This window comes from Kineococcus anabasis, from assembly GCF_054590795.1.
The window spans coordinates 85,681-98,759 of sequence record NZ_BAAIHU010000003.1; the positions used below are offsets into that span (position 1 = coordinate 85,681).

Annotated in this window: 13 protein-coding genes; 7 read left to right on the top strand and 6 right to left on the bottom strand. The window is 77.4% G+C overall.

Annotated elements, in window-relative coordinates:
- Positions 1 to 8: 8 nt before the first annotated feature.
- Positions 9 to 575, bottom strand: a complete 567-nt coding sequence (locus ACYQBY_RS07395) for a GNAT family N-acetyltransferase (RefSeq protein WP_459643205.1) — start codon at positions 573 to 575, stop codon at positions 9 to 11.
- Between the two features lie 115 nt (positions 576 to 690).
- Between ACYQBY_RS07395 and ACYQBY_RS07400 the strand changes: the two genes are divergently transcribed.
- Positions 691 to 1,545 carry an ATP-grasp domain-containing protein gene (locus ACYQBY_RS07400; protein ID WP_459643206.1) on the top strand — a complete coding sequence of 285 codons (855 nt, stop codon included), beginning with the start codon at positions 691 to 693 and terminating at the stop codon, positions 1,543 to 1,545.
- 17 nt (positions 1,546 to 1,562) lie between these two features.
- Here the strand turns inward: ACYQBY_RS07400 and ACYQBY_RS07405 are convergent, their stop codons facing one another.
- A complete protein-coding gene (locus ACYQBY_RS07405; RefSeq protein ID WP_459643207.1) occupies positions 1,563 to 2,174 on the bottom strand; it encodes a DUF1349 domain-containing protein in 612 nt (203 codons plus the stop codon).
- Positions 2,175 to 2,331: 157 nt separating this feature from the next.
- On the opposite strand from ACYQBY_RS07405, the gene ACYQBY_RS07410 reads away from it, so the two are divergent.
- Both ACYQBY_RS07410 and ACYQBY_RS07415 read left to right on the top strand, forming a co-directional pair.
- On the top strand, positions 2,332 to 3,192 hold the full coding sequence (locus tag ACYQBY_RS07410) for an NAD-dependent protein deacetylase (RefSeq protein WP_459643208.1): 861 nt from the start codon (positions 2,332 to 2,334) through the stop codon (positions 3,190 to 3,192).
- 69 nt (positions 3,193 to 3,261) lie between these two features.
- Positions 3,262 to 4,203 carry an oxygenase MpaB family protein gene (locus tag ACYQBY_RS07415; RefSeq protein ID WP_459643209.1) on the top strand — a complete coding sequence of 314 codons (942 nt, stop codon included), beginning with the start codon at positions 3,262 to 3,264 and terminating at the stop codon, positions 4,201 to 4,203.
- Between the two features lie 41 nt (positions 4,204 to 4,244).
- Here ACYQBY_RS07415 and ACYQBY_RS07420 read toward each other — a convergent pair whose 3' ends face one another.
- Complete coding sequence (locus ACYQBY_RS07420) at positions 4,245 to 4,895, bottom strand: MOSC domain-containing protein (RefSeq protein ID WP_459643210.1); 651 nt, start codon at positions 4,893 to 4,895, stop codon at positions 4,245 to 4,247.
- A gap of 75 nt (positions 4,896 to 4,970) precedes the next feature.
- Between ACYQBY_RS07420 and ACYQBY_RS07425 the strand changes: the two genes are divergently transcribed.
- Together ACYQBY_RS07425 and ACYQBY_RS07430 are read left to right on the top strand one after the other, a co-directional pair.
- Positions 4,971 to 5,531, top strand: coding sequence for an NYN domain-containing protein (locus tag ACYQBY_RS07425; RefSeq protein ID WP_459643211.1), 561 nt, complete (start codon positions 4,971 to 4,973; stop codon positions 5,529 to 5,531).
- A gap of 292 nt (positions 5,532 to 5,823) precedes the next feature.
- Positions 5,824 to 7,155, top strand: a complete 1,332-nt coding sequence (locus tag ACYQBY_RS07430; RefSeq protein WP_459643212.1) for a reverse transcriptase family protein — start codon at positions 5,824 to 5,826, stop codon at positions 7,153 to 7,155.
- Position 7,156: 1 nt separating this feature from the next.
- Here ACYQBY_RS07430 and ACYQBY_RS07435 read toward each other — a convergent pair whose 3' ends face one another.
- Positions 7,157 to 7,483, bottom strand: a complete 327-nt coding sequence (locus ACYQBY_RS07435; RefSeq protein ID WP_459643213.1) for a DUF3817 domain-containing protein — start codon at positions 7,481 to 7,483, stop codon at positions 7,157 to 7,159.
- Between the two features lie 26 nt (positions 7,484 to 7,509).
- Complete coding sequence (locus tag ACYQBY_RS07440) at positions 7,510 to 9,969, bottom strand: putative bifunctional diguanylate cyclase/phosphodiesterase (protein WP_459643214.1); 2,460 nt, start codon at positions 9,967 to 9,969, stop codon at positions 7,510 to 7,512.
- 219 nt (positions 9,970 to 10,188) lie between these two features.
- Between ACYQBY_RS07440 and ACYQBY_RS07445 the strand changes: the two genes are divergently transcribed.
- Positions 10,189 to 10,593 carry a PPOX class F420-dependent oxidoreductase gene (locus ACYQBY_RS07445; RefSeq protein WP_459643215.1) on the top strand — a complete coding sequence of 135 codons (405 nt, stop codon included), beginning with the start codon at positions 10,189 to 10,191 and terminating at the stop codon, positions 10,591 to 10,593.
- A 42-nt stretch (positions 10,594 to 10,635) separates the two neighbouring features.
- On the opposite strand, the gene ACYQBY_RS07450 is transcribed toward ACYQBY_RS07445, so the two are convergent.
- Positions 10,636 to 12,468, bottom strand: a complete 1,833-nt coding sequence (locus ACYQBY_RS07450; RefSeq protein WP_459643216.1) for a cell wall-binding repeat-containing protein — start codon at positions 12,466 to 12,468, stop codon at positions 10,636 to 10,638.
- Positions 12,469 to 12,677: 209 nt separating this feature from the next.
- On the opposite strand from ACYQBY_RS07450, the gene ACYQBY_RS07455 reads away from it, so the two are divergent.
- Positions 12,678 to 13,073, top strand: a complete 396-nt coding sequence (locus ACYQBY_RS07455) for a TIGR03618 family F420-dependent PPOX class oxidoreductase (protein WP_459643217.1) — start codon at positions 12,678 to 12,680, stop codon at positions 13,071 to 13,073.
- Positions 13,074 to 13,079 lie beyond the last annotated feature (6 nt).

Consider the following 13,079-nt stretch of genomic DNA (forward strand, 5'->3'; position numbering starts at 1 on the left):
GCCGGGCCTCAGCCCCGCCGGAACTCCTCGGCGCCCAGCCGGAACAGCACGTGCGGGTTCAGCCGGTGCCCCGGCGGCACCGCCGGGTGCGTGAAGTCGCCCTCCTCGTCCCGCGTCATCCCCAGCCGGCGCATGACGGCCTGCGAGCGCACGTTCGACCACGCGGTGAACGAGACGACCTCCGCCAGGCCCAGCTCCCCGAACCCCAGCGCCAGGGCCCGCCGGGCGGCCTCCGTCGCGTACCCGTGCCCCCACGCCCAGCGCGCCAGCCGCCAGCCGACCTCGACGCACGGCGTGAACGGCGCCTCGAACCGCGGCACCGACAGACCCGTGAACCCCGCGAAACCCGTCCGCGGCCCGGCCGTCACCTCCAGCGCCCACAGGCCCCAGCCGCGCTCGGCCAGGCCCGCCTCGCAGCGCGCGGCGAGGGCGTCGGCGGCCGCGCGGTCCAGCGGTGCGGGCAGGTGCTCCACCACCTCCGGGTCGGCGTTCAGCTCCGCGAACGGGGCGAGGTCCTCCTCGCGCCAGCGGCGCAGCAGCAGGCGCTGCGTCCGCAGCTCCACGACCTCCTCCACGGGGACAGCGTGCCAGGACGGGGCCGGGCGGTGGGCGCGTGCCGGGCGGTGGGCGCGTGCCGGGCGCCCCGCAACCCGCTGGACGGCGGTGCGGCGCTCCGGCAGCGTGGCCCGGGTGGGCCGCGCGCTGTGCGTCATCGCCGAGTCGACCGCGGTCGCCCTGCGGCTGGCCGCCGGGCGGGCGGACCGGCGTCTGTTCCTCTCCTGGGGCGTCCAGGTGCCCTGCGCCGCCGAGCACGACGCGCTGACCTTCTGGATGGCCGACGCCTACGCGGCGCGCCTGCACGTCGCCGGGCTCGCGCCCGCCCTGGCCGCTCCGGGCTGGGACTGGCTGAGCACCGTCGACGCGGACCTGCTGGGCCGCAGGGTGGTCTCCACCACGCTGGACCGGCTGCCGGAGGGGCGCGTGTTCGTCAAACCCGCCGTGCTGAAACTGGTCGGCTGCCCCGCCGGGGTGTGGGACACGGGCGGGTTCCGGCGGGCGGCCGAACGGGAGGGTGCCACCGGGGGGATGCGGGTGCAGTACAGCGAGGAGGTGCTGGAGCTGGACCACGAGCACCGGTTCGTCGTCCGCGACGGTGCGGTGCTCACCGGCAGCCCTTACCGCGTCGGCGGCCGGGCGTACCACCGGGGGCTTACCTCCTCCCGCTCCGGCGAGGCCCTTCGGTTCGCCCGGCAGGCCGTGCGGGTGCTGGGCGGGAACTGCCCGCCCGTGTGCTCCCTCGACGTCGCCCTCGACGTGCGGTCCGGGCGGTGGCTGGTCGTGGAGGCCAACCCGCTGTGGGCGTCCGGCCCCTACCGCTGCGACCCGGTCGTCTTCGTCGACGCCGTCGAGGCGGCCGGCACGGCCGGGTCCGGGCGGTGGGCGTGGGCGCCGGAGGAGACGCAGATCGCGCGGGCCCGGCGGCAGGAACCCGTCGTGGCCGTCGCCGAGCGCCACGCCACCGGGTACGCGGAGTTCCGCGGGTGACCGCGGCCGCCCCGACCCTAGGAACCGTCGCGCAGGTCCGCCGGCACGGTGGCCGAGAGGGTGATCTCCTCGAAGGTGCTGGTGCAGCGCACGGTGTCGGGGGCCTGCGCCAGGAACCCGGCGTGCACCGGCGCGTCCCCCTCCCCGAGCCGGAACAGGCGCACGAAGTGCCACGTGGAGCCGTCGGGGGAGTGGTGGAAGGCGTAGGCCCGACCGGTCCGCAGGACGCGCAGGTACACCGACCCGCCCTCGACGACCACGGAGTTCGCGTCGTCGGAGACGCCCCGGGTGACCACCGAGACGACCATCGCCTCGCGCTGCGGGGAGTGCTCGAAGCACAGCTTCGCCCACTGCTCCCCGCTCTGCCACAGGCACAGCACCCCGGCGTCGAAGGTCCCGGCGAAACCCACGCGGACGCGGGCGGAGAGCGCGAAGTCCCCCTCCGGTGCGAACAGCAGGGCCGCGGCGTTCGCGGTGCGCGCACCGGTGCGGGGGTCGGTGAACCAGTCGGTGCCCGCCTCGGCGGTGATCGACAGGCGCCCCGCCGCGGGGTCGTGGTCCCAGGCCGCGGGCTCGCCGTGCCAGGTGAGGGCGGGCAGGCCGGGGAGGGAGGGGGACGGTGCGGTCACGGGGCGCTCCTGGGGGTCCGGGTGGGCCGGGCCGCACGAGCCTAGGGCCGCTCCCGCGCTCCTTCCGGGACGGGCGGCGGGACGGGCGGCGGGAGCGGGTGGCGGCGACGGGCGGTGTGGGCGGGTGGAGCGGGTGGACCTCACGTAACCTCGGGCGGTGGCTCGTGTTCTCACCGACGTGGCCGAGGCCGCCGGGCACCTCGGCGGCCTCCTCGCCGGCGGCGGCGTGACCGTCCTCAGCGGTGCCGGGCTCTCCACGGACTCCGGGATCCCCGACTACCGCGGGCCGAACGGGTCCCTGCGCCGGCACACGCCCATGACGTACCAGGAGTTCACCGGCTCCCCGGAGGCGCGCCTGCGGTACTGGGCGCGCAGCCACGTCGGGTGGCGGCACTTCCGGCGCGCGCGGCCCAACGCCGGGCACCGGGCCGTCGCCGCGCTGGAGGACGCCGGCCTGGTCACCGGGACGATCACCCAGAACGTCGACGGCCTGCACACCGCCGCCGGGTCCCGCCGGGTCGTGGAGCTGCACGGCAACCTCGAGCGCGTCGTGTGCCTCGCCTGCGGTGACGTCAGCCCCCGCGACGAGCTCGCCGTGCGGCTGGCCGCCGCGAACCCGGAGTTCGACGCGCGGCTCGCCGAGCTGGCCGTCGTGAACCCCGACGGCGACGCCGACCTCAGCGGGGAGCAGGTCGCGGGTTTCCGGATGGTGCCGTGCCGGCGGTGCGGCGAGGACGACCTCAAGGCCGACGTCGTGTTCTTCGGGGAGAACGTGCCCCGCGACCGCGTCGAGGACAGCTTCGCGCTGGTCGACGCCGCCCGCGTCCTGCTCGTGCTCGGCTCCTCCCTCACCGTCATGTCCGGGTACCGGTTCGTGCTGCACGCCGCGAAGCGCGGGATCCCCGTCGTGATCGTCAACTCCGGTCCCACCCGCGGCGACGCGAAGGCCGACGTGCGGGTGGACGCCCCGCTCGGCGAGGTGCTCCCCGCCCTGGTGCCCCGGCCCGCGCGGCGGTGAGCCCCGGCCCGTCGGCGGTGAGCCCCGGCCCGGTCGCGGGTTCGGGTGCCACGGGTGAGGCTGCTGGACGTGCCCCTGTCACTCCTCCCCGTGGCCGACCTGCCGGAGCGGGTCCGCCGCCGCTTCCGCGCGCGCGTCTCCGGCGACCCCACCGGCGCGCCGGACTGGGTGCGCGACATCGCCACCGTGGGGGAGGGGCCCGGCTGGTTCGAGCCCGACGGGATCGTGTGGGCCGTCCACGGCGACGCCTCCACCCTCGCCGGGGGCGTCGGCGCCCTGCTCGGGCAGGGCGCGCACCCTCTCGCGCTGGCGGGGGTGCAGCGCCACTCCGCCTACCGGCAGGACCCCTGGCAGCGCCTGGCCGGCACGGCCCGCTGGCTGGTGGTGAGCACCTTCGGCTCCGCCGAGCTCGCCGGGCGCGAGGCCGCCCGCGTCCGCGGGATGCACGGGCGGGTCCGGGGCCGCGACGACCGCGGCAGGCCCTACACCGCGTCGGACCCCGCGCTGCTGCGCTGGGTGCACCTCGCCTTCACCGACGCCTTCCTCGCCGCGCAGCGGGAGCTCGGGCAGGACCTGGTGCCGCGTTTCGGGCGGCGCTGGCCCGACGCCTACGTCGCGCAGTGGCGGCGCAGCGCCGAGGCGCTCGGGGCGGCCGACCTGCCCTCCTCCGAGGCGGAGCTCGCCGCGGCGCTGGAGGCGTACGCGCCCGACCTGGAGCCCGTGCCCGCGGACCTGCGCGAGTTCCTCGCCGCCCCGCCGGGCCTGGCGGGCGCCGAGCGGGTGTTCTACTCCGGTCTCGTCTCCGCCGCGGAGGTCCTGCTGTCCCCGGTGCTCGCGCCGCTCGCGGGCGTGCCCGGCCGCGGGGCGCGCGGGCCCCGCCGCTCCGTGCGGCTGGCCCGGGCCCGGGCCCAGCTGCGGGCCCTGCGCCTCGTGATCGGACCGCAGGGCCCCTCCGAGCAGGCCGCCCGCCACCGCCTCGGGACGGCCGGGCCACCGCCCTGGCTGCGCTGAGGCCGGGCCACCCCGGCGCCGCCGGGGGCGGGCCGCCGCGGTCAGCGCGCCAGGCGCCGGCGCAGCTCCTCGCGGTCGGCCGCGGGGAACTCCGGGACGTCGAGCAGGCGCGGCAGCAGCCCCGGCTCCCTGGTCAGCGCCCGGAACGACTCGCTGATCGTCACGCCGTGCGCGGGGCGCCCCAGCACCTCCACCGGGTCCCCGGCGGTCACCGGCCCGGGGCGCAGCACCCGCAGGTACGCCCCCGGCACACCGTGCTCCGTGAAGCGCCGCACCCAGCGCGGCTCGTCCATCCGCACCGCGAACGTCCGGCACGGGATCCGCGGGCACGTCACCTGCAGCTCCAGCTCCGCGCCCACCCGCCAGCGCTCCCCGATGACCGCGCCGTCGACGTCCACGCCCGAGGTGGTGAGGTTCTCCCCGAACAGGCCGGGGGCGAGGGGGCGGCCCAGCAGGCGCTCCCACTCCTCGTAGTCCTCCCGGGCGTACGCGTACACGGCCTGGTCGTCGCCACCGTGGTTGCGCGTGTCGCAGATCGTGTCACCGGCCAGGCCGCTGCCGCCGGTGCCCTTCGGGCCCGGGGCGCCGACCCGGACGGCTCCCGTCACGGGCCGCTTGTCGATGCCGCTGACGCCCTCCTTGGCGGCGATCGGGGTGGCCCCCCCGACGTTCACGGACAGGATGCTCGGCACCGCCCCAGCGTAGGCCGCGGCCCCGGCCGCCCGCGGAAGCCGATCACGCACGCCCCGCGGCAGTAGGCTGCCGGAATGGCAGCAGGCCGGACGTACGTCGTCGTCGACGGGGAGAACATCGACGCCACCCTGGGCGGGTCGATCCTCAACGACCGGCCCACCCCGGAGCAGCGGCCCCGCTGGGACCGCGTCCTGGACTTCGCGCGCCGCACGTGGGACCAGCCCGCCAAGGGGCTGTTCTTCCTCAACGCCACCTCCGGCTACATGCCCCTGCCGTTCATCCAGGCGCTGCTCGCGCTCGGCTACCAGCCCATCCCGCTGGCCGGCGGGCCCGGGGAGAAGGTCGTCGACATCGGCATCCAGCGCACGCTGGACGCGCTCGTCGGCCGCGACGGCGACGTCATGCTCGGCAGCCACGACGGGGACTTCCTGCCGCAGGTCGAGGCGCTGCTCGACGGCACCCGGCGCGTCGGGCTGCTGGCGTTCCGGGAGTTCGTCAACGCCGGGTACGCGCCGCTGCGGGAGCGGGGCCTGGAGGTCTTCGACCTCGAGGACGAGGTGCGCGGCTTCAACGTGGTGCTGCCGCGCATCCGGATCATCCCGCTCGCCGAGTTCGACCCGCTGCGCTACCTCTGAGGCCGGCCGCCCGGCGCGCCGCCTGCGGGCCCCCCGGGGTGCTCGCGCGGCGGTTCCCGGCAGGCCCGGGGTGGTTCCGCGCCGGGCGTGCCCGCCCTAGGGTGGCGCCCGTGCGGCGGCGTCCCGGGCGAGCAGGCAGGACCGGTCCGCCGGCCAGGCCGCTCCGGGGCCACCCCGGAGACCTCCACCTCCCCCGGCACCACGCCGCAGGCACCGCACTGCGCTCCGCGCAGCCGTGTGCCCGCACCACGGGACACGTCGCCCGGCGCCGCCGCACACCCCGACCGCTGCCGTGAGCCCCGCCGCCGCGGGCCCCGTGCCGGCCGCCCTGGCCGCCGCGTTCCTCACCGGTGGGTGGGAACCCGCGGCGCTGGCCCGCCGCGGCGCCCGGACCCTCGGCCTGACCCGCCGCGTCTGGCTCGAGCGGCTGGCCGCCGACCTCGTGGGCACCTGGCCGGACGCGCCGCGGGACCGCCCCCGCGAGGTGGCCGCCGCCGTCGCCGGGCACCCCGCGCTGCAGGCCGCCGCCGAGGCCGCCCACCGGCGCGGGACCCCCCTCGCCGTGCGGCACCTGACCTGCGCGGGCACCGCGATGGGGCCCACGCCGTGGCCGGTGCCACCGCTGCCGGACCTGCCCGCCCTCGCCGCGCTCCTGCGGCTGGAGCCCGCCGAGCTCGACTGGTTCGCGGACGTGCGGGGGGTGCAGCGCCGCGCCGGGCGGCCTGCGCTGCACCACTACCGCTCCCGGTGGGTCGCCAAGCGCGGCACGCCCCGGCTGCTGGAGGCGCCCCGCCCGCGGCTGCGCGTGATCCAGCGCCGGCTGCTGTCCGCGGTGCTCGCGCCCGTGCCGCCGCACCCGGCGGCCCACGGCTTCGTGCCCGGCCGCTCCGCGCTCACGGCCGCCGCCGCGCACACCGGCCGGCGGGTCGTCGTGCGCGTGGACCTCGCCGCGTTCTTCGCCTCCGTCCCGGCGGGCCGGGTGTACCGGGTCTTCCGCACCGCGGGCTACCCCGAGCCCGTCGCCCACGTCCTGACCGGGCTGTGCACGCACCGCACGCCCTCGGCCGTCCTCGCCGCCATGCCCCCCGGGGGTGGACCGGAGGACCGCTTCGGGCTGAGGCGCTGGCTGCGCGAGGCGCACCTGCCGCAGGGGGCGCCCACCTCGCCGGCGCTGGCGAACCTCTGCGCGCAGCGGCTCGACCGGCGCCTGGCGGGGCTCGCCGCCGCCGGCGGCGCCACCTACACGCGCTACGCCGACGACCTGGTGCTCTCCGGCGGGGAGGACGTGCGGCGCCGCGCGGACCGGCTCGTCGCCTCGGTCGCCGCGATCGCCGGGGAGGAGGGTTTCGCCGTGAACCCCGCCAAGACCCGGGTGCAGGGCGCGGGCGGGCGGCAGGTCGTCACCGGTCTCGTGGTGAACGCCCGGCCCAACGTGCCCCGCGCGGAGTTCGACGCCCTGAAGGCGCTGCTGCACAACGCCGCCCGCACCGGGCCCGAGGCCCAGAACCGCGAGGGGCACCCCGACTTCCGGGCGCACCTGGCCGGGCGGGTGACGTGGGTGGAGTCGGTGAACCCCGCCCGCGGCGCGAGGCTGCGGGCGGAGTTCGAGCGGATCGCCTGGTAGCTCAGGCGCGGGCGGGCTCGGCGCCGGCGAGCATCCCGCGGCGGGACGCCAGGCGCTCGAAGACGATCGTCCCGAACGGCGGCACGGCCGCGAGCAGGGCCAGCAGCGTCGCCCCGGCCGACCAGCGGAAGGTGCGGGCGGCGAGGAGCGTCACCACCAGGTACGCCACGAACAGCCCGCCGTGGACCGCTCCCGAGACGGGGACACCGCCCTCGTGGGCCGCCTCCACGACGTACTTCAGGTACATCGTCACCAGCAGCGCGGCCCACGAGACGGCCTCGGCGACGGCGACGGCGCGGAACAGGACGGCGACCTGCCTGTGCGGCACGGGGGTTCCTCCTCGGGAAGGCGGGCTCAGGAGCCGTCCACCGGCTCCGCGCCCAGTGTGGCCACCGGCGCGGGGTGCTCCGGGCCGCGGGTGGTGTCGCCTTGCTCACGTTCGTGCCGCTGCGGTGGCACGGCCGCCAGCGCGCACGGCACCGGCGCCCCGGCGGGGAGCGGCACGACCCGCGGGAGGAGCCGGGGGAGCACCGGGGACGGCACGGTGGCGGACGGCACCAGGGACGGCACGGCGGGGGACGGCACGGCCGCGGGCAGCGCCGCCCGGGCCACCGGGCTCTCCCCGCGCTCGGCGCGGCGCACCAGGTCCGCGAACTCCTCCGCCGTCAGCGGCTGCGCGAAGTGGAACCCCTGCGCGTACTGCACGCCCAGCGCCCGCAGCGCCGGGATCTGCGCCTCGTCCTCCACGCCCTCCGCCAGCAGCGCCACGTCCAGCGCCCGGCACAGCGCCGCGATGCCCTCCATCAGCGGCACCCGCCCCGCCTCACCCGTCAGCGACGTCAGCGAGCGGTCCAGCTTCACCACCGAGACGGGGAAGCGCCGCAGGTACGTCAGCGACGTGTAGCCCACCCCGAAGTCGTCGAGGCTGATCTGGAACCCGCCCGCGGCCAGCGCCTCGAACGCCGACGTGCTGCCCGGCTCCACCGGCAGCTCGTCGTGCTCGGTGATCTCCAGGTGGAACCTGTCCGGGGTCAGGCCGTGGCGCTCCACCAGGCCCGCCACGGTCCGGTGCAGGTTCGGTCGCCGCATGCTGCCGATCCCGAGGTTCAGGTTCAGCGACAGCCGCGGCATCCCCTCCGCGTCCCAGCCCGCGAGCCGGCCCGCGGCCTGCTGCATCACCTGCTCGTCCAGCCGCGCGCCGAGCCCGGCGCCCTCCGCGAGGGCGAGGAACGAGTCCGGCCCCAGCAGCCCGAGCCGGGGGTGCTCCCAGCGCACGAGGGCCTCCGCGCCCGTCACCCGCAGCGGCTCCAGCCCCACGATCGGCTGGTAGAGCACCACGAGGCGGCCCACCTCCTCCGGGTCGGCGCCGTCGAGGAGGGCGCGCAGCTCCCGCTGCCGCTCGAAGTCGCCCAGCACCCGGCTGCGCAGCTCCGGCCGGTACGTCAGGGCCCGGCCCTTGCCGGCCTGCTTGGCCGCGTACATCGCCACGTCGGCGTCTGCGAGGACCCGCGCGGGCGGGGTGCCCGCGGGCAGCACGACGACCCCCACGGACGCCGTGACGGACGTGGGCACCCCCGCGCAGTCGAACGGCGGGTCCAGGGCCGACAGGACCAGGTCGCCCGCGCCCCAGCCGCCGGAGGCCTCGGCCACCACCACGAGGAACTCGTCGCCGCCGGTGCGCGAGACCACCCCGCGGGCACCGACCGCCGAGCGCAGCCGGGCGCCGACCTCCACGAGCAGGCGGTCGCCCACCTCGTGACCGCGGCTGTCGTTGACCTGCTTGAAGTCGTCGAGGTCCACGATGCACAGGTGCAGCGGCTCCCCGCCGAGCCTGCGGCGCAGCTCCTCCACCGCCGGCAGCAGGCCGCGCCGGTTCACCAGGTTCGTCAGGGGGTCCAGCTCGGCGGTGCGCTCGGCGCGGCGCAGGGACACCAGCGCCATCGCCAGGCCGGCTCCCGCCAGCACGTAGCCCGCGGGCACCACGAGGACCTCCGAGACGCTCGGCAGGAACCCGAGCAGCCCCAGCGCCCACAGCGCGGGGGCCGTCGCGAACGCCGGCAGGGCGGCGAGCAGCCGCGCCGACGCCGAGCGCACCCGCTGCCCCGGCGGGGTGCCGCCGAGGTGGTGCATGTCGGGCGCCAGCGCGGCGAGACCGAACAGCAGCGCCCCGGCGGCGCTCAGGGCCTGCACGGGGTCCCCGGGCAGCGCGAGGCGGTGACCGCCCACGGTGACGGCCAGGTCGTACAGCAGGAACGTGACGGCGCCGCTGAGCCCCAGCACGGCGCTGCTCTCCAGCGACCGCCGCGAGCAGAACACGTGCACGACCATCGCCAGGGCGTACACGTCGAACGCGGGCGCCACGAGCAGCCCCCACGGCAGGCCCGGCTCGTGGAAGGCGTGCAGCATCAGGGCGACCTGCACGGCCAGCAGACCCGCCCCCGCGGCGGCGATGAGGGTGTCGGCGCTGACCCTGCGCCAGTTCCCGTCCGGCACCGGCGTCATGATCACGATGGGGACGAGGGCCATGGCCGCGAGCTGGGCCGCCGTGGTGAACGCCACCGCCGCGGCGGTGTGCGCGCCGGCCAGCGCGGTGAGGACGTTGCTGGCCAGGGCGCAGGACAGCACGACGGCCAGCAGGACCCACGGGCGGGAGCGCTCCGGCCGGTGGCGCAGGAGGCCGGCCACGACGAGCACGACCCCCGCGGCGCCGCACAGCAGGTTCAGGGGTGAGCGCAGCCCCGGGAGGAGGAGCGCGAGGGTCGCCAGCACGGCGCACCCCCCGAGGGCGCCGAGCACCTGCACGCGCTGCTGCACCTGCTCCCCGTTCCCGTGTCCGCTCGTCCGCCGCCCGTCGAGAGGTTGTCGGCACCTGCGCGACCGGGCTGTTTCGGCCGTCCGGGCGACGAGGGCGGCCCCAGGATGCCGCACGGCGGGCGCCGGGGGGAGCCTCCGCGGGCGGTGGAACGGTTCCCGGTCCCGGCTGCGCGCGGGCCCGCGCTGGTACGCGCCGCGCTCCGGTACGAGGATGAGCGCGTGACCACGATCGACGACCCCGGAGTCCGCGCCCTCTTCGACGGGCGCCACCACGCCGTCCTGTCCACCCTCGGCGCCGACGGGACGATCCACAGCACCGTGGTGTGGATCGACCTGATCGACGGCAGGCCCGCCGTGAACAGCGCCGTGGGCCGGCGCTGGCCGAGCGACCTGGAGCGCAACCCCAACGTCACCGTCGTCGTGTACGACGAGCACAACCCGTACGACTACGTCGAGATCCGCGGCACGGCCACCGCCCGCCCCGAGGGGTCCGAGGAGCACATCGACGCGCTCGCCCGGAAGTACCTGCACGGGGTGGACGCCTACCCGTGGCGCAACGACGCCGAGAAGCGCATCACGTACGTCATCGAGCCGACGCGGGTGCGGCACCAGAAGCAGCGCTGAGCCGCGGGCGGCCCGGTCCGCGCGACCGGGCCGCCCGCGCGGCTACGGGGCGGCGGGGGTCGTCACGCTGGGCGCGGCCGGCGCCGGCGTGGCCGCTGTCTGCGATGTGCGCGCGGTGGAGTTCCAGTACGCGGCGCGCGTCCCGCCGCGGCTGCCGTCACCGCGGACCACGTACACCTCGTAACCGGTGGAGGGCTCCAGCGCCCCGGGGACGGTCGTCCCCGCCGCCGGCCGCCCGTCCCCGTCGACCACGTCCCGGGACCACGTCGCGTCGGGACGGTCGTTGACCACGCCGTACGCGTAGGTGGGGGGTAGGTACCGCCCCTGGGCGTCGTACCTCGCCCTGCCCCAGAACACGGTGTAGCGACTGCCCTCCGGCAGCGGTTCCAGGTCGACGGTGAGGCCCCCGCCGTCGGGTGACACCGCGACGTCGAGGATGCGCGGTGCGGCACCGGCGGTGGTGGTGCTCGGCCCGGAGGGTGCCGGGGCGGGAGCGGTCCGCAGCAGCACGGAGCCGTTCAGCACCTCCCCGCCGGCGTCGAGGTACCCGGTCAGGGGCGGCACGTCACCCACCGCCCGGGTGACCCACAGGTCGTAGGCGGTGTCCGGGGTCAGGCCACCCACCCGCACCTGCACCCCCTCCTGGGTGGGTTCGGAGTCGGTCCCCGGTGCCGCCGCGGCACCGGCGGGCGGCAGCGCCGGCGCCGGCACGTACGCCCCGCCGGAGAACACCGCCGGCGCAGCGTGGACGGTGTAGGCGGCACCGGGCACCGCGGGCAGGTCCACCGTCACGTAGTCGTCCCACCAGTGCGCGAGCCGCGCCGTCAGCGGGGGCCCCGAGGCGGCCTGCCGGGCCTGGACGAGCACCGTGTCGGGCACCGCGCCCGTCCCGCCGATCGCCACCCCGCCGAGCAGGGTGTGGTGGTGGTCGGTGAGGTAGCGGGCGGCCGCGGGACCGAGGTCCCCCGGGCGGGTCAGCAGGACCGGCGCCCCGCTCTGCGCCAGCAGGACCGCACCGGGCAGGGCGTCGACCAGGCTGGCGCCGTTGGCCAGGCCCACGCGGCTCCGGGAGAAGCCGGTGAGACCGGAACGGGCCACGTTGGCGGCCGTCTCGTAGCGGTCGCGGCCCTCGATGCGCAAGCCGTCGAGACCGGAGGCGACGAGCTGGTTCTGGATGCCGGCCCCGACGGCCCCCTCGCCGCCGACGACGACCACGCGGCGCGGGCCGATGACCTCCAGCGCCCGCAACGTCGCGTCCGGCAGCACGGTGGGCCGCGTCAGCAGCACGGGAGCGCCGTCCTTCGCCGCCCACGGCGCGGCCGCCAGGGCGTCGGCGTAGTCGTCGCCGCGGGCCAGGACCACCGTCTCCGGTCGTTCCCCGAGGTACTCGGTCAGGCTCACCGCGAGCTGGGCGGCCGTCTCGTACCGGTTCGCGCCGTCGTAGCGCTGGACCGTCCGGCCGCGGCCGCGGCCGATGTCGCGCGCCACGGCCGCGGAGACGGCTCCCTCGCCGCCGATGACGTGGACGACCTCGGGGTCCAGGTCCTCCAGCGCCGCGGCCGCGGCGGCGGGCACCGAGTCCCTGCGCACGTAGAGGATCGGGATGTCCGTGAGCGCCCACCCGGAGGCCGCGAGGGCGTCGACGGGGTTGTCGCCGTTGACGACGGCGACCTCGGTGGCGCCCTCGGGGAACGCCATCCGGGCGATGCTCGCGGCGGTGGCGAACCGGTCGCGGGTGTCCGCGGGGCGGGTCAGCGTGAACGACGGCGTGGCGTGCGTGGGGGCCGCACCGCCGGCCACGCCTCCCAGGGCGGCGAGCAGGGCGAGGCAGGTGGGCAGCACGCGGCGGCGTACCGACGGCGGGACAGGGTGCACGGGAGCTCCGGGGACGTCGGCGCGCTGCGCGCAGCCGTGGACGGGGCGCGGCGGGGCGGACCCCGCCGGGCGCCCGCACGCCCGGCAGCCGCCGGATCGCGGCGGGCCGCGGGCGTGAGGCTAACGGCGGCCCGGGGCCGGGCGGGGCGTTCCGCCAGAACCGTGCGGCGGGAGGTCCCCCGGCCGGGGGAACGGGGCAGGATGCGGCCATGACCACCCTCGACGACCCGCGGGTCCGGGCGCTCCTCGCCGGGCGCAACCACGCCGTGCTGTCCACCCTCGGTCCCGACGGCGGCCTGCACACCACGGTGCTGTGGATCGACCTGATCGACGGCAGGCCGGCTCTCAACGGCGCGGTCGGCCGCAAGTGGCCGGCTGACGTCGACGCCAACCCGCGGATCTCGCTCGCCGTGCTGGACGCCACGAACCCGCACCACTACGTGGAGATCCGCGGGAGCGCCACCGCCGTCCGGGACGGCGCGGAGGAGCACATCGACCGCCTGGCGGCGAAATACCTCGGTCTGGCGACCTACCCCGGCCGCGCTCCGGGGGAGCGGCGGATCACCTACGTCGTGGAGCCGACCCGGGTGCGGGTCTGGGGCTGAGGGCTT